General features: G+C 74.2%; 14 protein-coding genes. 3 read left to right on the top strand and 11 right to left on the bottom strand.

The genetic code is table 11. From position 1 onward, the window contains the following. Positions 1 to 412: 412 nt before the first annotated feature. Together ACTJIY_RS18610 and ACTJIY_RS18615 are read left to right on the top strand one after the other, a co-directional pair. On the top strand, positions 413 to 1084 hold the full coding sequence (locus tag ACTJIY_RS18610; protein WP_253051721.1) for a peptidase: 672 nt from the start codon (positions 413 to 415) through the stop codon (positions 1082 to 1084). Between the two features lie 216 nt (positions 1085 to 1300). Further along, positions 1301 to 3514 (top strand): sialidase family protein, encoded by a 2214-nt coding sequence (locus ACTJIY_RS18615; RefSeq protein ID WP_440675174.1) that lies wholly within the window; start codon positions 1301 to 1303, stop codon positions 3512 to 3514. Between the two features lie 46 nt (positions 3515 to 3560). Here ACTJIY_RS18615 and ACTJIY_RS18620 read toward each other — a convergent pair whose 3' ends face one another. The 6 genes from ACTJIY_RS18620 to ACTJIY_RS18645 all read right to left on the bottom strand — a co-directional run bounded on the left by ACTJIY_RS18620 (position 3561) and on the right by ACTJIY_RS18645 (position 9359). After that, entirely contained in the window at positions 3561 to 4214 is a 654-nt protein-coding gene (locus ACTJIY_RS18620) for a YrhK family protein (protein WP_253051719.1), read from the bottom strand. Between the two features lie 5 nt (positions 4215 to 4219). Further along, the gene (locus tag ACTJIY_RS18625) at positions 4220 to 5590 is read right to left on the bottom strand and encodes a glutamate decarboxylase (protein ID WP_440675173.1); all 1371 of its coding nucleotides are present in this window, start codon (positions 5588 to 5590) and stop codon (positions 4220 to 4222) included. 58 nt (positions 5591 to 5648) lie between these two features. After that, positions 5649 to 5996 (bottom strand): SHOCT domain-containing protein, encoded by a 348-nt coding sequence (locus ACTJIY_RS18630; RefSeq protein ID WP_440675172.1) that lies wholly within the window; start codon positions 5994 to 5996, stop codon positions 5649 to 5651. A 62-nt stretch (positions 5997 to 6058) separates the two neighbouring features. Next, positions 6059 to 6367: an SHOCT domain-containing protein gene (locus ACTJIY_RS18635; RefSeq protein WP_440675171.1), complete on the bottom strand. Its 309-nt coding sequence runs from the start codon at positions 6365 to 6367 to the stop codon at positions 6059 to 6061. Between the two features lie 24 nt (positions 6368 to 6391). After that, the gene (locus tag ACTJIY_RS18640; protein ID WP_253051715.1) at positions 6392 to 6868 is read right to left on the bottom strand and encodes a DUF6325 family protein; all 477 of its coding nucleotides are present in this window, start codon (positions 6866 to 6868) and stop codon (positions 6392 to 6394) included. A 124-nt stretch (positions 6869 to 6992) separates the two neighbouring features. Further along, the gene (locus ACTJIY_RS18645) at positions 6993 to 9359 is read right to left on the bottom strand and encodes an arylsulfatase (RefSeq protein ID WP_440675170.1); all 2367 of its coding nucleotides are present in this window, start codon (positions 9357 to 9359) and stop codon (positions 6993 to 6995) included. A 129-nt stretch (positions 9360 to 9488) separates the two neighbouring features. On the opposite strand from ACTJIY_RS18645, the gene ACTJIY_RS18650 reads away from it, so the two are divergent. Then, on the top strand, positions 9489 to 10661 hold the full coding sequence (locus tag ACTJIY_RS18650) for an epoxide hydrolase family protein (RefSeq protein WP_440675169.1): 1173 nt from the start codon (positions 9489 to 9491) through the stop codon (positions 10659 to 10661). Between the two features lie 7 nt (positions 10662 to 10668). Here the strand turns inward: ACTJIY_RS18650 and ACTJIY_RS18655 are convergent, their stop codons facing one another. From ACTJIY_RS18655 to ACTJIY_RS18675, 5 genes are all read right to left on the bottom strand, one after another. Continuing rightward, positions 10669 to 12591, bottom strand: a complete 1923-nt coding sequence (locus ACTJIY_RS18655; protein WP_440675168.1) for a heavy metal translocating P-type ATPase — start codon at positions 12589 to 12591, stop codon at positions 10669 to 10671. A 149-nt stretch (positions 12592 to 12740) separates the two neighbouring features. Then, positions 12741 to 14975, bottom strand: coding sequence for an AAA family ATPase (locus ACTJIY_RS18660; protein WP_440675167.1), 2235 nt, complete (start codon positions 14973 to 14975; stop codon positions 12741 to 12743). A gap of 50 nt (positions 14976 to 15025) precedes the next feature. Then, positions 15026 to 15397 carry a carboxymuconolactone decarboxylase family protein gene (locus ACTJIY_RS18665; protein WP_353707032.1) on the bottom strand — a complete coding sequence of 124 codons (372 nt, stop codon included), beginning with the start codon at positions 15395 to 15397 and terminating at the stop codon, positions 15026 to 15028. 203 nt (positions 15398 to 15600) lie between these two features. Then, complete coding sequence (locus ACTJIY_RS18670; RefSeq protein WP_440675166.1) at positions 15601 to 18192, bottom strand: TIM-barrel domain-containing protein; 2592 nt, start codon at positions 18190 to 18192, stop codon at positions 15601 to 15603. Positions 18193 to 18250: 58 nt separating this feature from the next. Then, the gene (locus tag ACTJIY_RS18675; protein ID WP_440675165.1) at positions 18251 to 21259 is read right to left on the bottom strand and encodes a CBM35 domain-containing protein; all 3009 of its coding nucleotides are present in this window, start codon (positions 21257 to 21259) and stop codon (positions 18251 to 18253) included. Positions 21260 to 21336 lie beyond the last annotated feature (77 nt).

Here is a 21336-nt window from a genome sequence, read left to right on the forward strand (position 1 = left end):
GGCCTCGCGCCTGCAGCTCGGGGACTACTACCGCCAGACGTACGCGTCCAAGCCGGACTGGCAGGGCCTGTAGACCCTCCGCCGGGCGCCGAGAACGACGCCGCTCGCCGTCGAGCACGACGTTGCTGTCGCTTTCGCCCCGATAACGACACCAGTGTCGTTCTCGGCGCCGGACATTCACCCGGCATCGAACTGGACGTCTGTCCAGTTGCCTGTCTAGCGTGGGGGACAGCCGGTGCCCGTACGCTCAGCCCCCTGCCAGTGCGGGCACCGGCGATCACGGCGGTGCCGCCTCACGCGTCCGACACGCCCGCGCCCTTGCCACCCCGAACCGCCGGTCCGGCGGTGGCACGGTCGCGCCCCAGGACGGTACCCGTCGCGCTCGACCGACCACGACCCGACGGGACCCACCATGAGCACCACGACCGGACGCCGCACCCTGGTGCGGGCCACCACCGCCGCCCTCGCCGCCTCCGCCGCGCTCCTCGCCGGCCCGGCCGCCCACGCCGCGGAGGGCGACACCTACGTGCCGTCCCAGCCGTCGATGCGCCTCACGACCCTCGTCTCGGCGTGCGAGGACGACGCCGCGTACCTCGACTACGCGATCGAGGTCGAGGGCACCGACCACGACACCGTCACGGTCACCTGGATCAACCCCGACGGCGAGAGCGTCGTCACGTCCGGGCTGCCGCTCCAGGGCCGCCTGCTGTGGCCGGGCTCCGTCGTCGACGACCAGGGCAAGGGCGTCGACTGGCCGGGGTGGCGCCTCGAGGACGGCGAGTGGGTCGAGGGCGACGAGTACGACTGGGTGCGCCCCGCCGTCGACGTGAGCTTCGAGGTCAACCCGCACGTCCTGGTGACCACGGTCTACCCGCCCTCGTCGCCCGACTGCGCGACGAACCCGCCCGGGCACGACGACCCGGTCGAGGTCGTCCCCGTCTCGAACGAGGTGAGCGCGTCCGCGTCGAACCCGAGCCTGGCGGAGACCGGCGCGACGGTCGGGCTGTACGCGGCCCTCGCCGCCGGCCTCGCCGCGGTGGGCGCCGCCATCGTGCTCCTGTCGCGCCGCGCGCGCCGAGGCTGAGACCCCCGCGCCACCACCCCGCGACGCCCGCCGGACGCAGACCCCTGCGACCGGCGGGCGTCGTGCTGCGTCACGACCCCTCCCCTTGACCCGCGCGCCCCCTCGGGCTACCTTCCTGACGTCAGACATCTGACGTCATCTGTTCAAGCGTCCTCGGCAGCGTCGCCGCGTTCCACGTCGTCCCCGCCGCGCCGAGCACCGACCGGAAGGAACGGCATGATCGGACACCTCCGCAGACCCGCGCGCCGCGCGCTGACCCTCGCCACCGCGCTCGCGCTGGGCGTGGGCGGTGCCGTCGTCCCCGTCACGACGGCGGCCGCGCACCACGCCACCCTCGCGCCGGACCACGACCTCGCTCCCGCGACGGGCGGCCCGGGCACGTACACCGAGCAGCAGCTCGCGACGAACGGCCAGGGCGGCTTCCCCAACTACCGGATCCCGGCGCTCACCGTCGCACCCAACGGCGACGTCCTCGCCTCCTACGACGGCCGCCCCACCGCGGCCGACTCCCCCGGGCCGAACTCGATCCTCCAGCGCCGGTCCACCGACGCGGGCGTCACGTGGGGCCCGCAGGAGGTCGTCGCTGCCGGGAAGACCACCGCGCCGATCGAGGGCTACTCGGACCCGAGCTACGTCGTCGACCGCGAGACCGGGACCGTCTTCAACTTCCACGTGAAGTCGTACGACCAGGGCTTCGGCGGCTCCCAGCCGGGGGTCGACCCGAGCGCCCGCAACGTCATCCACGCGAACGTGTCCGCCTCGACCGACGACGGTCGCACGTGGACCCACCGCACCATCACGGCCGACGTCACGGCCGACCTGGGCTGGCGCTCGCGCTTCGCCGCCTCGGGCCAGGGCATCCAGCTCCGCTACGGCGAGCACGCGGGGCGCCTGCTCCAGCAGTACACGATCATCAACGGCTCGGGGCAGTTCCAGGCCGTGTCCGTGTACTCCGACGACCACGGCGCGACGTGGCAGGTCGGGACCCCCGTCGGCACCGGCATGGACGAGAACAAGACGGTCGAGCTCTCGGACGGGCGCGTCATGCTCAACTCGCGCGACTCGGCGCGCTCGGGCTTCCGCAAGGTGGCCTACTCGACCGACGGCGGCGTGACCTACGGCGCGGTGACCCTCGACCGCGAGCTGCCCGACCCGACGAACAACGCGGCGATCGTGCGCGCGTACCCGAACGCGCCGCAGGGCTCCGCCGAGGCCAAGGTGCTCCTCTTCTCCAACGCCGCCTCGCAGTCCGGTCGCGTCAACGGCACGGTCCGCGTCAGCTACGACGACGGCGAGACCTGGCCCGTCGCACGGGTCTTCCAGCCGGGAGGCATGGCGTACTCCACCCTCGCGACGCTTCCCGACGGCACGGTCGGCCTGCTCTACGAGCCCGACGGCGGCGGCGGGGGCATCCGGTTCGCCAAGCTCGACCACGACTGGCTCCTCGCCGCGCCGAGCAGCACGCCGGGCGACATCGAGGTGACGCGAGCGAGCGTGACGAGCACGGCTCCCGCGGGCGGGTACGGCGTCGGCGACGTCGTCACGTACTCGTTCACGGTCACGAACCTGTCCGACGCCGTCACGACGGTCTCCCCGACCGGGGACCTCGAGCGGTTCGACCCGGCCCAGGGCGCGCCGAACTGCCGCTTCCGCGACCTCGCCGCGCGCGCCGCGTACACGTGCACGTCCGCGCGGCACACGGTCACGCAGGCCGACCTCGACGCCGGGTTCTTCGCGCCGCGCACGACCTGGACGTCGACCTCCGGCGCGACCGTCACCACGGTCGAGCACGACGACCCGGCCGTCTACTTCGGGGCGCCCGGGAACATCTCGGTCCAGGGGGTGCACGCGAACCCGCAGGAGACGTACGCCGTCGGCGACGTCCTGCGGTTCACGTACACGGTCCGCAACCTCTCCACGACGGCGACCTCGGTGGTCCCCACGGGCAACCTCGCCGGTCTCGACCCCGCTACCGCGGCCCAGAACTGCCGCTACCGCACCCTGCCGGCCGAGGGGTCGTACACGTGCACGTTCGCGCACCACGTGGTGACCCAGGGCGACCTCGACCGCGGGTCGTTCACGCCCGACACGACGTGGACGTCGACGGCGGGGTCGAGCGTGACCGTCGTCGAGCTCGACGGTCCGACGGTCGAGCTCGGCAGCGCGGTCCCGCTCGACGTCCGGGCGACGAGCCGGTGCCTCGCGGGCCGGGCGTACGTCGCCGTCACCGCGCGCAACACCGGGGACGCCCCCGCCGACGTCACCCTGCGCACGCCGTACGGCGAGCGCACGGTCGCGGGCGTGGCCCCGGGCGGCTCGGCGTACCAGTCGTTCGCGGTGCGCACGGCCTCGGTCGACGCGGGGACCGCGAGCGCCGCGACCGGGCCCGGTTCGGTCGAGGCCGCCTACGCGGCGACGACCTGCGCCTGACCCGCGAGCGCTGCGCACCCGGTCGAGCGACGCACCCCGACGTGCGTCACACAACCGGGTGCGCGGCGCTCGGCGCCGGCACGTCGACCGTCCGCCGCGACAGCAGCGCCGCGACGAGGAAGCACACCGCCCCGACGAGCGTGCCCGCGTCGTCCCACCACTCGCTCACGTAGGTGCCCGTGGCCGGGGAGACGTACGCCCCGACCGCCGACGCGCCGAACGCGACGGACCCGACCAGGTTGAGCCACGTGCCGTGCCAGGTGCGGGCGTCGCGGTCCCACAGGTGCCCGCGGTCGCGCGTCGCGACGACGGCGAACGCCGAGGAGACGAGGAACGCGACGGACCCGTAGGCGTCAGGCTTCCAGCCCACGCCCAGCCGCGTCGGGTCGTGGACCGCCGCCACGAGCGCCGCGGTCGTGCTCACGTTGAAGCACAGCGTGCCGACGAGCTGGACGGCCGCCGCCCACCAGTCCCACCGGTCGGCCGGGTGGGTCCCGGCACGCGGCGGACGCCGCCCGCTCAGGCCGAGCTGCACGAACGCGGCGGCGGTGAAGAACACCGCGCCGACGACGAACGTGACGTTCGTGGCCACCGCGCCGACGGCGTCGGCGTAGGGCGGGAGCGCCCCGACGAGGAAGCACAGCGAGCCGACCGCGAACCCCCACGCCTCGCGCCGCAGACGACGCTCCCGCCGGTCCACGACCGTCAGTGGTGGAAGCCCGAGCGCCGGCCCTCGGCGGGCATGGGCGACGTGAGCCCGTCGAGCCACGCCGTCTCGACCCGGATGTCCTCCAGCAGGTCGTCCGCGAGGTCGCGGCTCACGCCGTTGCGCACGACGATCCGCTGCACCGTGAGGTCGGCGAGGTCGTCGGGCATCGGGTAGGCGGGAACGAGCCATCCCTTCATGCGCAGCCGGTCCGAGAGGTGGTAGAGGTCCCAGTTCTCCGTGTGGCCCGGCCTGAGACGCCAGGCGAACACCGGGATGTCGGACCCGTCGTTCCACAGGTCGAACGCGCCGATGCCCTCGATCCCGTGCGCGAGGTACTTCGCGACGTCCTGGCACTCCTGCTGGATCGCGGTGTACCCCTCCCGCCCGAGCCGCAGGAACTGGTAGTACTGCAGCAGCACCTGGGCGCCGGGCCGGGAGAAGTTGAGCGCGAGGGTCGGCATGTCCCCGCCGAGGTAGCTCACGCGGAAGACCAGCTCCTCGGGCAGGGCGTCGAGCGTGCGCCACACGACCCAGCCGACGCCGGGGTACACGAGGCCGTACTTGTGGCCCGACGTGCTGATCGAGTGCACGCGCTCCAGGCGGAAGTCCCACACGACGTCCGGCTGCAGGAACGGCGCGATCATGGCGCCCGACGCCCCGTCCACGTGGATCGGGACGTCGAGACCGGTCCGCTCCTGGAGCGCGTCGAGCGCCGCCGCGATCTCCTGCACGGGCTCGTACATGCCCGTGTAGGTGACGCCCATGATCGCGACGACGCCGATCGTGTTCTCGTCGACGTACTGCTCGAGAGCGCTGCCGTCGAGGCACGGGTGCTCCTCGGTGATGGGCACGTAGCGCGCCTCGACCTCGAAGTAGTTGCAGAACTTCTCCCAGCACACCTGCACGGCCGAGCTCATGACGAGGTTCGGCCGGTCCGCCGGCTTCCCCGCGGCCCGTCGCGCGAGCTGCCACCGCCGCTTGAGCGCGAGGCCTCCGAGCATGCACGCCTCGGACGACCCGATGGTCGACGTGCCGATGCAGTCCCGCACGTCCGGCACGTTCCACAGCGACCCGAGGATGCGCCAGCAGTTCTCCTCGACCGCCGCCGTGCGCGGGTACTCGTCCTTGTCCACCATGTTCTTGTCGTAGACCTCGGCGTAGAGGCGGTCCGCCTCGTCGTCCATCCACGTCGCGACGAACGTCGCGAGGTTGAGGCGCGAGTTGCCGTCCAGCATCACCTCGTCGTGGACCACCTGGTAGGCGGACGTCGGCTCCATCTCGGCGTCCGGCAGGGTGAAGCGTGGCGCCACCGCCCGCACGCCGGGTCGCGTGTAGGTCGGGCGCAGCACGTGCTGCTCGTCGGTCATGCTGGTTCCTCCCGACACGCCGGGTTCCGGCTCGTTCGATGGTCCTGACGAGGTCGCGTCAGGCGAGGGCCTTGGCCTTGAGGGCGGAGAACTCCTGCTCGTCGATCGCACCCGCGTCGAGCAGCGCCTTCGCGTCCGCGATCTGCGACGACGGGGACGAGCCCGCGACGCCGCGGATGTACGCGTCGGTCGCCGCCTGGGCGCTCGCGACGCTCTGCGCGTGCCGCTCGCCCATGCCCTTGCCGCGCGCGATCAGGTAGACGAGCGCCGACAGGAACGGCACGACGATCAGCGCGAGCAGCCACACCGCCTTCCACCACCCGCTCAGGTGCCGGTCGCGGAACAGGTCCGCGACGATCTGGAAGAGGATCACCAGATACATGACGAAGAAGAACCACCACACCATGAGCCAGAATCAGTCCCAGAACGTGTCCATGTCCGTGCCTTTCGTGTCGGGGTCGTCCTCGCTCAGTCCGCGAGGATGCGTGCTTTCTGCGCCTCGAACTCCGCGGGGCTGAGCACCCCCTGGTCCCGCAGCGCGGCGAGCTGCGTGAGCTGCGCGATGCGCGCGTCCATGTCCGGCGCCGCCGCGGGCTCGGGGGCAGGCGGCGGCGCGTAGGCCGGCTGCGGGGCCGCGTACTGCTGCGGGGGCGGCGCGTACTGCGGCTCCTGCGCGGCCCAGCGCCCCGCCTGGCGACGGGAGACACGGTTGGAGACGGCGGTCGCGGTTCCGGCGACGACGGCGGTGCGCGCGACACCGCGGATCAGTCCAGGCACGGGGTCCTCCTTCGGGCGGCCGGATCAGGCGTCCGGCTCGGTGGCGTCCAGCGACGCGATGAGCGCCTGGACCGGGATGCGCCCGCTCGCGACGAGCTGGGCGCCGTTGCGGCGCAGGGCGGTCGCGAAGGGCGCCGCCCAGACGTTCTCGTAGACCAGCACGACGGCCGTCATGCCGGGCTCGACGGCGCTCGCGGCCTCGTCGAGGTCGTCGTCGCCGAGCAGGCCCGACCGCGCGCCCTCGAACACCGCGAGCTCGGTCGACCCGTCGTCGAGCTCCTCGAGGCCGAGGCCGACGACGCTCCCGTCGTCCTCCCGGCGCACGACCACGAGGTCGAGCACCCGGATGATCCCGCGGTCCACGAGGTCGACGAGGTGCGGGAAGGCGGCGTCGCCCGTCGCGCGGTCCGTCGGCAGCTCGATGACCAGGAAGTCGATCGGCCCGCTCTCCTCGAGGTCGCCGAGCTCGCTCCCGACCCCGTCGCTGAGTTCCTGCGTCATCGTCGCGTCCTCTCCGCGTCCGTCCCGCGCGCCGTGCGCGGGCGTGTCCTCAGGCTCGTCGCCGCCGTCGGCCGCGTCCTCACCCAGAACGAGTGAACTCCCGACCGGCCGCGCCGCCCGGCGCCTACCGGTCCGTCCCGTCGGTCGCGGGCAGCAGGTACTCCACGTGCACGGCGTCGATGCGCCCGTCGAGCGCGAACGGCATGCGGTCCGCGTACGCGCGCGACACCGCGCCGCCGTACGCGCGCCCGACGTCGAGGCAGTCGTTCGCGGAGAACAGCAGCGGCGCGCTCACGGGCACCGTGCCCGAGCCGACGTCGGCGCCGTCGACCCGGAGGACGACGTCGAGCGGACCGCCGGGCCGCGGCTCGACGTACGTCGTCACGACCTCCACCGTGTGGTCGCCGGCCGCGAGCGGTGCGCTCGACCGGACGACGGTCCGCTGGATGAGGAACAGGTTGTACTCGTACGTGAGGACGCCGTCGAGGAGGAAGCACGTGAGCCCGCCGCCCGCTCCCCCGAGCTTGTAGAGCACGCCGTTCGCGGCGTCGGGCACGGAGAGCCGGATCTCGACCCGGTTGGGGCGGTTGCCCAGCGCGGGCGCGCAGAACTCCGGGACGCGCACCGTGTCCCCGGACAGGTCCCACTCCGTGTACGGCGGGCTGATCCGGTCCTCGGGGTGCATTGCCGGGACCCACAGGCCGCCGCCCACGGGCAGGACGTCGTTGCGTGCGGCCTCGATCGCGAACAGCTCCTTGAGCTGGGCGAGCTTCTCGGGGTGCTGCGCGGCGAGGTCGTGCGCCTGGCTCCAGTCCTCGTCGAGGTGGTAGAGCTCCCAGGGGTCGTCGTCCGGGGTCCAGGTCCGGATCCCGGCCGGCATCCCCTGCACCCACGGCAGGCGCGGACCGGTCGCCGAGGCCATCCAGCCGTCGGCGTAGATCGACCGGCTGCCCATGATCTCGAAGTACTGCGTCCGACGACGGCCCTCGGCACCGGCGTCGTCGATCGAGTAGGCGAAGCTCGTCCCGTCGATCGGGTCCTGCGGGACGCCGTTCACCGTCTCGGGGTGGGAGATGCCGAGGATCTCGTAGATCGTCGGCACGAGGTCGACGACGTGGTGGAACTGCGTGCGCGGCACGGGGTCCGGCTCGATGCGACCGGGCCAGCTCACGAACATCGGGTTGCGCGTGCCGCCCAGGTGGGACGCGAGGAGCTTCATGCCCTGGTACGGCGACGACCCGGCCCACGCCCACGCGGCGTGGTACTGGTTGTCCGTCGCCGGGGTGCCGAGGGCGTCGAGCCCGCCGAGCTCCTCGAGCGCGGCGAGGTGCTGCTCGACCGTCGAGGGGATGCCGTTCTGGGCCAGCAGCTCGCTGATCGTCCCGTTCTGCCCCTCGCCCGACGACCCGTTGTCGCCCCAGATGTAGACGACGATCGTGTCGTCCGCGTACCCCAGCCGCTCGACCTCGTCGAGCAGCCGGCCGGCCTGCACGTCCGCGTGCTCGCCGAACCCGGCCGCGACCTCCATGAGCCGCGCCTGGAACGCCTTCTGGTCGTCGGGGATGTCGTCCCACCCGGCGAGTCCGTCCGGACGCGGCGTGAGCTCGGCGTCCTCGGGCACCCAGCCCGCCGCCTTCGCGCCCGCGAGCGCCCGCTCCCGGTAGACGTCCCAGCCGTCGTCGAACGCCCCGGCGTACCGGTCCGCCCACTCCTTCATGATGTGGTGCGGCCCGTGCAGCGCGCCGGTCGCCCAGTAGACGAAGAACGGCTTGTCCGGCGCGTTCGCCTTGTGGTCACGGAGCCAGCGCATCGCGTCGTCGGCGATGTCCTCGCTGAGGTGGTACCCCTCCTCCGGGGTCTTCGGCGGGAGCGTCGGGGTCGTGTTGCGCACCAGGTGCGGCTCGTACTGCGACGCCTCGCCCGCGAGGAAGCCGTAGAAGTACTCGAACCCGTACCCGGTGGGCCAGCGGTCGAACGGGCCGGCCGACGTCGTCTCCTCCGCCGGGGTGTTGTGCCACTTGCCCCACGCGCCGGTCGCGTAGCCGTACTGGCGCAGCACCTCGGCGATCGTCGCGCTGCTCTTCGGGATGTGCCCGGAGTAGCCGTCCCAGTCGTTCGCGAGCTCCGCGATCTGCCCGTTGCCGACCCGGTGGTGGTTGCGCCCGGTGAGCAGGGACGCGCGCGTCGGGGAGCACATCGCGGTCGTGTGGAACCGGTTGTACCCGATGCCGTTCGCGCGGACCCGGTCGAGCGTCGGGGTGCGCACGGCGCCGCCCAGCGTCGTCGGGAGCGCGGGCCCGGCGTCGTCGATGAGGATCACGACGACGTTCGGGGCGTCCGCGGGCAGGTGCCGCTCGGGCGGGCGCGGAGAGTACGTGGACTCCTGGATCGTGCGTCCGGCGACGCTGCCGGACCGACGGGGCGGGAACGGCAGCGATCGCTCGGCGGGCAGCGGCGGTCCGACGACCGTACGGCGGGGCTCGTCACTCATCGACTTCTCCTGTCTGTCCAGGACCTCACGGACGGCGCTCTCGACCGTAGGTCCGCCACCACGGGCAGGGCATCACGCAGATCGCGCGAACGACGCTCCCGCGCTCCGGGCCGGGCTAACCTCGGTCGCATGGCGCACCTCGTGACCGACCTGGAGGACTACACCCCGCGGATCTCCGAGGCGGTGGTCGCGGACCTCCGGTCCCGCCTCCGCGCGACCCGGTGGGTCGACGCCCCGGACGGGCTCGGGTGGGACGCCGGCACCGACGTCGCGTACCTGCGCGACCTCGTCGCGTACTGGGCCGACGGCTTCGACTTCGCCGCGCACCAGGCACGGCTCTCCGCGCTCCCGAGCCGGCGCGCCTCGATCGACGGCACCCGCGTCCACCTCCTCCACGCGCTCGCGAGCCCGCGTCCCGGCGACCCGTCCCCGCTCCCGCTCCTGCTCGCGCACGGCTGGCCCGACTCGGCGTGGCGGTACCGCAAGGTCGTGCCGCTCCTGACCGACCCGGGCGAACCCGCGGCCCCGGGTGAGGCGGGTCGACGCACCTTCGACCTCGTCGTCCCCGACATGCCCGGCTTCGGGTTCTCCGACGTTCCCTCCGGCCCGGCCCCGGACAACCGGACGGTCGCCGCCCTGTGGGCGGAGCTCATGACCGCCCTCGGCTACGACCGGTTCCTCGTCGCGGGCGGAGACATGGGCAGCCACGTCGCCCGGTTCCTCGCGCTCGACTTCCCCGACCGGGTGATCGCGGTGCACCGCACCGACGCCGGGCTGCCCGTGTTCACGGGCGACCCCGCGTCCCTCACGCCCCAGGAGCGCGACTGGCTGGAGGAGAGCGCGCGGTGGCGCACGGCCGAGGGCGGCTACGCCGCCGTGCAGGCCACCAAGCCGCAGTCGCTCGCGGTCGGCCTCACCGACTCCCCCGCCGGTCTCGCGGCGTGGGTCGTCGAGAAGCTGCGGTCGTGGAGCGACTGCGGGGGCGACCTCGAGTCGGTGTACACGCGGGACGAGGTCCTCGACCTCCTCACCGAGCACTGGGCGGCCGCGAACGTCGGGTCCGGCCTCCGCGCCTACCGGGCGAACGCCGCGATCCCCCGCGAGCAGCTCGCCCGCTACGTCGACGTGCCGTCCGGGTTCTCCGTGTTCGCGGGCGACGTCGTCCGGCCCCCGCGCGCGTGGCTCGACCGCGTCGCGCACACCGTGTACGCGACCGAGCCGTCGCGCGGCGGGCACTTCGCCCCGTTCGAGCAGCCCGAGGTCTACGCCCACGAGCTGCGGGCGTTCTTCGGCCGGTTCTAGCCGCCCGTCAGGCTGCCGTGCGCGCTCTCGTCGCTGGTCGTGGGCTCGGTGCGGGGGCTGCCTCTGCTGCCGCGGACCGGCTCCGGCGCAGGCGAGGGAGCCGGACGGTACGGCCGGCCGCACGCAGCGCCCAGGCGATCGCGAGGACGTCGACGGCCTCCTGGAGCCACGCGCCCACCACCGCCGGCAGCGCACCCGTGGTCGCGACGAGCATGAGGGCGACGCTCACGGCGATCCCGATCCAGATGCTCTGGCGGGCGACGTCGACGGTGCGGCGCCCGATCTCCAGCGACTCGGCCACGCGCCCGACCTCGTCGGGGAGGATGACGACGTCGGCGGACTCGGTCGCGGCGCTCGAGCCGCGGGCGGCCATGGCGACGCCGACGTCGGCCGCGGCGAGCACCGGGGCGTCGTTGACGCCGTCCCCGACCATGACCACGGGCCGCTCGGGCACGTCGCGCACGGCCGCGACCTTGTCCGCGGGCAGGCACCCGGCGCGGACGTCGTCGATGCCGACCTGGTCGGCGACGGCGCGGGCCGTCGCCTCCTCGTCGCCCGTGACCATGAGGACGTGGCGGATGCCGTGCGCGCGCAGGCCGGCCACCGTCTCGGCGGCGTCGGCGCGCACCTCGTCGCGCAGGACGAGGCATCCGGCGTAGGCACCGTCGACCGCGACGTGGACGGCGAGCTCGCCCGGGGTGAGCCCGGGCACGGGCACCTCGGACCCGGTCAGCTCGGCCACGAACGTCCGCTTGCCGACCACGACGCGGACGCCGTCGACGGTCGCGGTCACACCACCGGCCGTCGTCTCGGTGACGTCCTGCGGCACCGGCAGCACGACGCCGCGGGCGGTCGCACCCCGCACGATCGCGTCGGCGAGCACGTGGACGGAGGCCTGCTCGGCCCCGGCGGTCAGGCGCACCAGCGTGCCCGCGTCGAGGTCTCCCGCGGGTCGCACGTCGGTCAGCGCGGGCGTGCCTCGGGTGAGGGTGCCGGTCTTGTCGAAGGCGAAGGTCGCTGCCCGGTGCAGCTTCTCCAGGGTGGCGCTGGACCGGATGATCGCGCCCCGGCGGGCCGCACGGCTCATGCCCGCCATGAACGCCACCGGCGCGCCGATGATGAGGGGGCAGGGCGTCGCCACGACGAGCACCTGGGCGAACCGGAGCGGGTCGCCCGAGGCCCACCAGGCGATCCCCGCGATCGCGAGGGCGAGCGCCGTGAACGGGAGGGCGTAGCGGTCGGCGAGACGCACCATCGGGGCGCGGCTCGCCGCGGCCTCCTCGACGAGCGCGACGATCCGCTGGTACTGCGAGTCCTCGGCGCGTCGGGCGACCCGGATCGTCACGGCGCCCGCGCCGTTGATCGCCCCCGAGTACACGGTGTCCCCCGCGACGCGCTCCTGCGGCAGCGACTCCCCGGTGAGCGACGAGTCGTCGAAGACCCCCGCGTCGGACACGAGGACGCCGTCGAGCGGCACGATCTCGTGCGCGCGGACCAGGACCCGCTCGCCCACCTCGACGTCGGCGACGTCGACGTCGCGCACCGCCTCGTCGGCGGTGAGGAGGTGCGCGGTGCGCGGGGCGTTGGACACGAGCGAGGTCAGGTCCTTGCGCGCCCGGCCCGACGCGTACTCCTCCAGGGCCTCGCCGCCGGTGAGCATGAGCACGATGACGGCGGCCGCCCAGAACTCCCCCACCGCGATCGTCGACCCGATCGCCGTCACAGCGAGGACGTCGACGCCGAAGGTCCCCGAGCGCAGCTCCGCGACCATCGCGACCGCGGCTCGCAGCGCCATCGCGCCCGCGTAGACGCCCAGCACCCACGGCACGGCCTCGGGCCGCACCGCCGACAGCACGCCCGCGACGGCGATCACGGCGAGGGTCGCGGTCACGTACGGAAAGGCGCGCGCAGCAGAGAAAATGCGGCTCATGCCAAACATGTTTGTCGATGATTCGCATTGATTCAAGCAAGCAGAGCCTTGCCGAACACCATTGATGGAAAGGCAAGAAAGGAAAGCCTCACCATAATGTGGGGGCCCGGGAACCGGGCGCCGGGGGCACGCGCTTCCTCCTCGGCGACCTAGCTCCCGAGGAGGCCGAGGGTCACGGCACGCTCCACGGCGGCGCCGCGCGTCGTGGCGCCGAGCTTGCGGTAGATCGCGCCGACCTGCGTGCTCACGGTGTTGCGGGAGACGAAGAGCCGACGGCCGATCTCGGCCATCGTGAGGTGGGTCTGGAGGTACGGCAGGAGGCGGAGCTCGGCCGGGGTGAGCGGCGGGGCTCCGCGCGTCGCGGCGACGGTCTCGAGCCGGGCCCGGAACGCGGCGACCTCGCCCACCAGGAGCCCCACACGGGGGCGGCGGCGCAGCAGCTCGGCCGCCTCGGCGGCGAGGTGGGTCGCCGTCGTGCGGTCCCCGAGGGCGAGGCACGCGTAGCCGAGCTGGAGCCGGACGCGCAGCGCGAGGTACGGCATGACGTACGTGCACGGCACGCGCGCCCGCATCCCGCGGGCGACGAACCGCTCCGCCGCGGTGCGCTCGCCCCGGTGCGCGGCGACGCGAGCACGCACGGCGAGAGCGATCGCCGTGGTCGAGTAGCCCTCCATGTGATGGTCGTCGACCGTGGCGACCGCGGCACGCGCGTGCCGTTCGGCGTCGTCCCACCGACCGTCGTCGATCGCGAGGATCCCCAGCTCCGCCTCGCTGAGCAGCACCGAGTCCGGGTTCCCCGCCTCCGTCCCGCACGCCACGGCCTCGACGAACGCCTCGCGCGCCGCGTCCCGGTCGCCCACGAGCAGGTGCGCGGAGCCGAGGAGGTGCAGCGCCTGGTCGCGCCAGGGGCTCCACGCGGGCTCGTGCTCGACGGCGTAGGCCGCGCACGCGAGGGACGCCTCCGGCCCGTCGGCGCACATGGCGGCCCGCACCTGGCACCGGGCGGACTCGAGCGCGACCCGGTCCTCGTCGGGGAGGAGGTCGGCGTCGAAGCCCTCCAGCACGGCGGCCCACCGCTCGGCCGCCGGGGACTCGCCGAGCAGCAGCGCGCGCCACGCGGCGACCACCGTGAGCTCGGGGAAGGCCTCGACCACGGCGTCGCCGAGCGTGTCGAGCCAGCGCGTCACGACGGCCACCCCGCCGTCCTGGTACGTCGGCAGCGCGAGGCGCCCGACGAGGACGGCCGCCTCCTCGACGTCGCCCGCCGCGAGGAGGTGCTCGACCGCGCGGGCCTCCAGCCCCTCCTCGACGTGCCACGCGGCGGCGCGCCGGTGGAGCGGCGCGACGGCGTCGGGCTCGACCCGGTCGAGCTCCGCGAGCAGGAACTCGCGGAACAGCGCGTGGTAGCGGAACCAGCCGCGGTGGTGGTCGAGCGGGACGAGGAACAGGCTCGCGTCCTCCAGCTCGCGCAGCCGCTCCGCGGCGTCCGTGGTGCCGAGCAGGGCGTCGCACGTCGCCGCCGAGAGCTGGTCGAGGACGGCCGTGGCCCGCAGGAAGTGCTGGGTCCGCGCGGGGAGGAGGGTCATGCACTCGCGGTACAGGTAGTCGGCGACGAACCGGTCGGTCCCCGTGAGGGACGACGGGTCCTCGCCCTCGCGCACGAGCAGCGCGCAGAGGAAGACGCCCGTCGGCCAGCCCTCGCACCGCTCGACCACACGGTCCAGCGCCTCGTCCGAGACGACCCCGGCCGCGCGGAAGATCTCGCGCGCGCCGTCGGCGTCGACCCGCAGGTCGTCGGGGCCGACCTCGACGAGGTCGCCCTCCACGCGGCGTCGCGCGTCGTACCCCGGGGCACGACGGCTCGCGACGACGACCTGCGACCCCCGCGGGACGCCGCCGAGCACGATCTCGAGCGCGTCCCGGCAGGATGCCGAGCCCGCCTCGTGGAGGTCGTCGACGAACAGGACGAACGGCGTGCCCGTGCGCGCGAGCGCCGACGCGAGCAGCGGGGCCGACCGGCCGAGCATCGCCGCGCCCGTGCCGCGCATCTCGGCCGCGACCGCGGCGACCTCGGGCGACACGCGCGCGCACGCGAGCGCGAGGAGCGTGAGCAGGGCGCCGGGGTCGTCGTCGAGCCGGTCGAGGCTGGCCCACGCGACCGCGCGGTCCTCGACGCTCGCCCACTCCGCGAGCATGGTCGTCTTGCCGTACCCCGGGGGAGCCGTCACCACGACGACCCGCGCGCCGTCGCGCCGCGCGCGCTCGACGAGCCCGCGCCGGGAGACCGCACCCCGGCGCGGCACCGGAGGCTCGACCTTGCCCGCGAGCAGCGCGGTGCTGAGATCCGGTCGCGCGGTGACCGCCTGACGGCTCCCGTCGGACACGCGAGCAGCCTAGGAGCGGCCCCCGAGGCCCTCAACCGGAGCGGGGGAAATCACCCGGGGCGCCGGGGCGCGCCCTCCGCCGCCGCGTCGTCCGCGGCGGCGTCGGCGTCGTCCCACCCCTCGACGGGTTCCAGGCCCAGGGCCAGCGCGACCCGCGGCGCGGCCGCCACGACCGTCGGCAGCCCGACGACCGGCACGACCGCCGCGAGGACGCCCACCACCTCCGCCGGGTCGATCCCGGCCTCGACCGCGGCGTCGATCTCGGCGCCGTACGTGGGGACCGACGCGCCGACGGCGACCGCGGCCGCGATCCGCACCAGGGCACGGTCGCGCCCGGACAGCGCGTCGTCCCCGAGCGCCGCGCCGTCGGCGACGCGCTCGTCGTTGATCGTGAGCCGCCGGAGCACCTCCGCATGGTCCACGCCGACCACCCACCCTTCCGACCCGGGCCCGGCCGGGGTCCCATCGCGCCTGTCCCCTGCCCGATCGCCCCTCCCCGCCAGCATGACGACGCCACGGCGCGGGGTCGTCACGCAGAACGCATGACGACCACGACGGGGCGCGGCGGCGCTCGTCCGGGTGCCGCGCCGCCCCAGCACGAACGGCGCGGCACCCCGATGGACCCTCAGGCCGGTCGGACGGCTTCCGACAGACCGATGAGGACGTCCCCGCCGGCGACGTGCTGCCCTGGCGCGCGGGCCAGGAGGATCTCGGTGAGCGCGGACTCGAGCGCGCGCGGCAGTCCGAGCGCGTGCAGGTGCGACACGCGCACCGACAGGGGCCGGTCCGCCGTGAGCACGCGGTGGGCGCGCTCCTTGTCGTCGTAGGGGACGCGAGCGCGGTCGAGCGCGGTGAACACGCGGGCCGCGACGTCGTTGTCCGCGAGGCGGGGGTCGTGACCGAGGTCGACGACGAGGCGGGACGTCGGTGCGACTGCCTCGACCGTGACGTGCAGCCCGTGGTCGTCGCGCTCGACGAGAGCGTCGGCAGGCGTGCCGTCGACCGTGACGACGGGCGCGACGTCGGCGGGGGCACGCAGGCCCCCGAGCGCCGGGAACGTCAGCGTCCAGCGCCGCGCCGCGGGGACCACGCGGACGTCGCCCTGGACGGGCCCGACGGCGGCGCGGCCCGCCGCCTGGTCGAACGTCACCGGCGTGCGCGCCTCGTGGGCGGGGTCCCCCGGGGTCTCCCGGAGCAGCCCGCCGGGGAGGCCACCCGACGGGAGGCCCTCCGCGTCCTCGACGAGGTCGAGCGCGCCGTCGGACCCGACGACGACGAGCACCTCGACGTGCTCGGGGTGCACGACGCCGTTGCCCGGGACGGTCGCGCCGTCGAGCGGCACGACCGCGCCGGTGCGCGCGAGGACGGGGATGCTCGCGAGGTCTCGATGCAGCCAGACCTCCCGGCCGCCGTCGTAGACGAGCCCGCCGAGCAGGTCGACCCACGTGCCCTCCGGGAGCCACGCGCGCACCGCGGCGGTTCCGGAGGCGCGGTCCGCAGGGGCGGTGATCGGCGCGACGACGAGCTCGGAACCGAAGAGGTACTGGTTGCGTGCCCTGTAGGCCTCGGGAGCCTCGGGCCACTCGTGGTAGAGCGGCTGGACGAGGGGGACGCCAGCGCGCGCGGCGCGGACGTTCATCGTGTGCAGGTACGGCAGCAGGCGGTGGCGCAGGCGCAGCGCCGCGACCTGCGCGTCGCGGGCCTCGGGGCCGAACGTCCACGGCTCCTTGCGCGTGAACGGGTTCCCCGCCGAGTGCAGGCGCAGGATCGGCGAGAAGACGCCGAGCTGCACCCACCGCGTCGCGAGCTCGTCGTCCTTGGTGCCGTGCATGTGGCCGCCGACGTCGTGGCTCCACCACCCGTACCCGATGTTGCTCGCGGTCGCGGTGAAGTACGGCTGGAAGTCGAGCGACTCCCACGAGATGACCGAGTCCCCCGAGAAACCGACCGGGTAGCGGTGGCTCCCCGGACCGGCGTACCGGGAGAAGGTCAGGGCCCGCGTCGCCCGGCTCGCGGCGGCGCGCGACGCTTCACCCGCGTTGTCGAGGTAGTGCACGTGGTTGAGCATCCACAGCGGATCGATCCCGGGTACGCGCGAGACGGCGCCCTGCTGCCAGTCGACCCACCAGAAGTCGACGCCGTCGCGCTCGAGCCCGCGGTGCAGCACCTCGACGTAGGCGCGCAGGAAGTCGCGGTCGGTCGCGTCGAACGCGACCGGCTCGCCGCTCTCCGGGTCGAGCCCGAGCGCCTCCGCCATCGCCGGGTAGGCGTCCTCGAACGCCCGGACCCCGTCGGCAGGGTGCACGTTGAGCGTGACGCGCAGGCCGTCGTCGTGCAGCGACCGCAGGAACGCCGCCGGGTCGGGGAAGAGGTCGCGGTTCCAGGAGTACCCGGTCCAGCCGCTCCCGTGCCGGGGGTCGACGTCGGTCACGTGCCAGTCCATGTCGAGCACCGCGACCGACAGCGGGACGCCCTCGCGACGGAAGCGCCGCACGAGCTCGGCGTAGGAGTCGGCCGAGTACCGGTGGAACCTGCTCCACCACGTGCCGAGCGCGTACCGGGGCAGCACCGGCTGCGGCCCGGACAGCGCGTACAGCGCCCGGAGCGCGGCCCGGTAGTCGTGCCCGTACGCGAAGACGTAGAGGTCCTGGCGCGACCCGTCGCGCGGAGCGACCCAGCCGTCGTCGTCCAGGACGAGGCCGGCCGAGTCGTCGATCACGGCCCAGCCGTCGCGCGAGACGACCCCGGGGCCCAGCGGGACCGGGCCGTCCGCCTCGTCGAGCGTGCGCGCCGTCCCGCCGAGGTTGCCCGGCCCGTTCCCGACGGCGTCGGGCTCCACGGGGACGGCCGTCGCCGGGACGCCCGGCCCGCGCTGCCCGTACCGCCACACCCCGTGGTAGGCCGAGTGCGCGCCGAGCACCTCGACGCTGAGCCCGCTCGCGCTGAACGGCCCCCCGTCGTACCGCAGGCGCAGCCGGTCCGTGACGATCTCGACCCCGTCCGCGGGCCCGGTGCCGGGCCGGGTCACCCGGAAGTCCGGCACCGGCAGGTCGCGGTGCAGCGCGAACGCCGAGGCGCGGTCCTCGAACACGCCGTCCTCCGCGCGCTCGAGGCGCACCAACCCGTCGGCGAGCACCGTGATCCGGTACTGGTCGCCGAGGATCGTCGCCCCAGGGCGGGCGACGGGGCTGGTGGCGAGGCGGGGCGGGAAGGTCATGTGCGGCAGTTCCTGTCGGTGCGGGTTCGGGGGTGGTCGTGGCGGGGCGGGGCTCAGGTCACGGGCGGGTCACCCCGCACGCGAGGCCGTCGAGCGTGGCGGCGTCGAACGCCGGGCCGGCTCCCAGGCCGGGGACGTGCGTGGTGCCGAGCACGACGAACGTCGTGCTGCGCCCCGGGCGCAGCGCGGTCCGTCCCGAGGCCGTGACCCGCGTGCCGTCCTGCGCGACGGTGACGCCGATCCCCGTGGCCACGACGTCGTCCGGCCTCGCGTACCACGCGAGCTCCCAGCCATCCAGCGGCTCGGTGCCGGTGTTGGTGACGCGCACGGTCGTGAGCGTCGTGCCCCCGACGGTGAGCGTCCCTGCCCCGACCGAGCACGTTGCGGGCGCGTTCTCGAGGAGGCCGTAGTTGCCGCCCTCGTCGTGGACGGTGCCCCACAGGTGGTGGTCGCCGTCGGGCTGCGAGGTGACGCCCGAGACGCGGACGTCGGAGAACCGATGGTCACCGCCGAGGCGCGCGGCGACGCCGTACGAGCCGGTCCGCTCGATCCTGGTGTCACTGACCCGCAGGTCGTTCACCCAGTGGCTGCCGCTCACCAGGAGCCCCTCGTACGTCGAGTCGAGGATCTGGGTGCCGCGGATCACGACGGGCGTCGTGATGTGGCTCGTGTCCGCGAACACCCAGATGCCCCCGAACGACGTGCTCCAGTTGGGCTCCCACCCGCCGGTGCGGATCAGCGTGCTGTCCTCGACGACCGTGGTCCCCGAGAAGGGCACGGGGTTGAAGCGCGTGCTCACCGCGACACCCGCGGCGGCGGTGAGCGTGTCGCGCACGACGAGCCCCGAGACGCTGTTCGAGTCGCCGCCGTAGATCGCGGCGCCGTTGCCGAGCAGCGGGCTCGTGACCGTGCTGCGCACGAACGACGAGCGCGTCACCGCGCCGCCCGAGGACCACATCGCCATCGCGTCGTCGCCGGTGTTGCGCACCGTCGTGTGCTCGACGCGCGTGTCCGTGACCCGACCGTGCAGGTGGACGCCGTCGGCGAACGTGTCCCGCACGCGGAGCCCGAGCGCGTACAGCCCGTCGGTGCCGGTGTCGGCCCAGAGGCCGACCTTCGTGTGCCTGACCCACACGTTCTGGACGAACGAGCCCTGCCCGAAGCTGCCCTCGAGCGCCGCGTCGAACCGGGCGTCGTCGCGGTACCGGACGTCGCCGTCGACCATGAGATCCGCGATCGTCACGCCGGACCCCTGCGCGTAGAACCCTCCCTTGCCGTCGCGGCCCGCGACCACGGAGTACCAGGGCCCTGCGCCGCGGACCGTGACGTCGTGCACGCGCACGCGGTCGGTCAGCGTGAAGCGGCCCGGTGGGACCCACACCCCCGTCCCGGCCTCGCGCGCCGCGGCGACCGCAGCGACGAACGCGGCGGTGTCGTCGGTCGGGGTGGCTGTGGACGAGTCCGTGGAGGAGTCGTCCGTGGCGCCGTGGTCGCGCACGTCCACGAAACCGAGAGGTGCCGTGAGCGGCGCGGGCGCGACCTCGGTCTCGACGAGGTCGACGGTGTACGGGAGGTCGGCGGAGGCGCTGTCGCGCTGGAGGCGCAGCGTCGTTCCGACCTTCAGCTCGCGCGGGAGGACGACGCGCGTCTCGTCGAAGAACCGCTGCGTCCCGCCCTGCGTCGGGTCGTTGCCGTACGGGTAGCCGCCGTAGACGTGGGAGTAGCGCGAGGTGACGTCGACGTCGGCGACCTTGCGCCCGCCCGCGTAGACGCCGAGCGAGCCGTCCTGGCCGGTCCCGTCGGCCGAGTCCGGGACCGACGCGCGCAGCACGATCGCGTTCGCCGGCTCCGTGAGGGTCCACTCGACCCGCTCGCCGGTGCGGTCGAGCGTGACGGCCTGTCGGCCGGACGCCTCGGCCGCGACCGTGCGGAACGCGCGGCTCGGCGCGAGCACCTCGCCGGTCGTGCGGCCGTGCTCGGCCTCGTACGTCGTCGCGGGCGTGGACGCGCCGCGGTCCGCGAACGGTTCGCCGCGCTGCAGCGTCACGCGGTCGATCTCCAGGCCCGACGGCGCCGGCGCACCCTGAGCGGACGCGTCCCCCTGGGCGCCCGTGCGGCGCAGCTCGACGCTGCCCAGCCCGGCGCGGAGCGGGAGGGTCACCGCGACGTCGCCCCAGCGCTCGCGCGGGGCCAGGACGAGACGCCCGACGGGCTGCCCGTCCACCGCGAGGACCACGTCCTGGTCGGCGCCGGTGCTGTTGCGGTACCGGAACGTCACGGTCTGGTCGCCGGCCTTCGCCGCGTCCACCGCGACGACGAGGCGCGCACGGGGTGCGGCCAGATCGACGCCCTCCACCCCGGCGGTTGCGCCGTTCGCGGTGAACGCGCTCTCGGCCTCGTACTGCTGCCCCGCACGTGGAGCGGTGGTGCGAAGGACGTCCGCGACGTCGTCGTACCGCGTGTCCGGGCCGGAGCCCGGCTCCGTGCCGGGCTGGGTCGCGCCGCCGCCGGGTACTGAGAGGTCGCCGACCGACGTCAGCGCGATCGCGTCGAGGTTGACGTTGCCCGTGTCGTCGGCGTCGAAGCGGTAGACGACGGTCTGCTCGCCCGCATCGAGCGACACGACCTCCTGGTGCACGAACCACGTGCTCCACGACGCCCCCACCGCGGAGGGCAGGGTGACCTGCCGGTCCTCGACCGCGTCGTCGTGCACGACGACCTGCGAGAGCGTCATGTCGGAACCGAGCCCGTTCGCGTACCGGAGGTTGAGGCCGTACTCGCCGGCCTCCGGGACGTCGAGCGTGAACGTCACGCTCGCGGTCCCGGTGTGGTCGATGACGAACCCGTCGACGAACCCGGTCCCGGAGAACCCGAGGTGGTTGTCGTTGACGCCCGCGCCCCCGACGAGCACCGCATCCTCCGCCTCGAGCTCGATCGGCAGCGTGGCGGTGACTGCCGGGGCGACCTCGGTCGGCAGGGCGGGAGCGACGGCGGGCTCCGCCGCCGCGGGCCCGGCGACCAGCGCGGCCCCGACGAGCGCGGCGACCACAGCCCCCGCTGTGGGCATGGAATGGGCCCTGTCGGAACGACGCGAGCGTGCCCAATTCATGCCCTCAGCGAGGGTGGAGGTGGGCCAGGTTCGGT

The sequence above is a fragment of the Cellulosimicrobium sp. 22598 genome (assembly GCF_052044445.1).
Lineage (GTDB): Bacteria > Actinomycetota > Actinomycetes > Actinomycetales > Cellulomonadaceae > Cellulosimicrobium > Cellulosimicrobium cellulans_G.

Coding starts and splice junctions, on each gene's coding strand:
- ACTJIY_RS18610 (WP_253051721.1), top strand. CDS start 413: ATGAGCACCACGACCGGACGCCGCACCCTGGTGCGGGCCACCACCGCC.
- ACTJIY_RS18615 (WP_440675174.1), top strand. CDS start 1,301: ATGATCGGACACCTCCGCAGACCCGCGCGCCGCGCGCTGACCCTCGCC.
- ACTJIY_RS18625 (WP_440675173.1), bottom strand. CDS start 5,590: ATGACCGACGAGCAGCACGTGCTGCGCCCGACCTACACGCGACCCGGC.
- ACTJIY_RS18630 (WP_440675172.1), bottom strand. CDS start 5,996: ATGGTGTGGTGGTTCTTCTTCGTCATGTATCTGGTGATCCTCTTCCAG.
- ACTJIY_RS18640 (WP_253051715.1), bottom strand. CDS start 6,868: ATGACGCAGGAACTCAGCGACGGGGTCGGGAGCGAGCTCGGCGACCTC.
- ACTJIY_RS18645 (WP_440675170.1), bottom strand. CDS start 9,359: ATGAGTGACGAGCCCCGCCGTACGGTCGTCGGACCGCCGCTGCCCGCC.
- ACTJIY_RS18650 (WP_440675169.1), top strand. CDS start 9,489: ATGGCGCACCTCGTGACCGACCTGGAGGACTACACCCCGCGGATCTCC.
- ACTJIY_RS18655 (WP_440675168.1), bottom strand. CDS start 12,591: ATGAGCCGCATTTTCTCTGCTGCGCGCGCCTTTCCGTACGTGACCGCG.
- ACTJIY_RS18670 (WP_440675166.1), bottom strand. CDS start 18,192: ATGACCTTCCCGCCCCGCCTCGCCACCAGCCCCGTCGCCCGCCCTGGG.
- ACTJIY_RS18675 (WP_440675165.1), bottom strand. CDS start 21,259: ATGCCCACAGCGGGGGCTGTGGTCGCCGCGCTCGTCGGGGCCGCGCTG.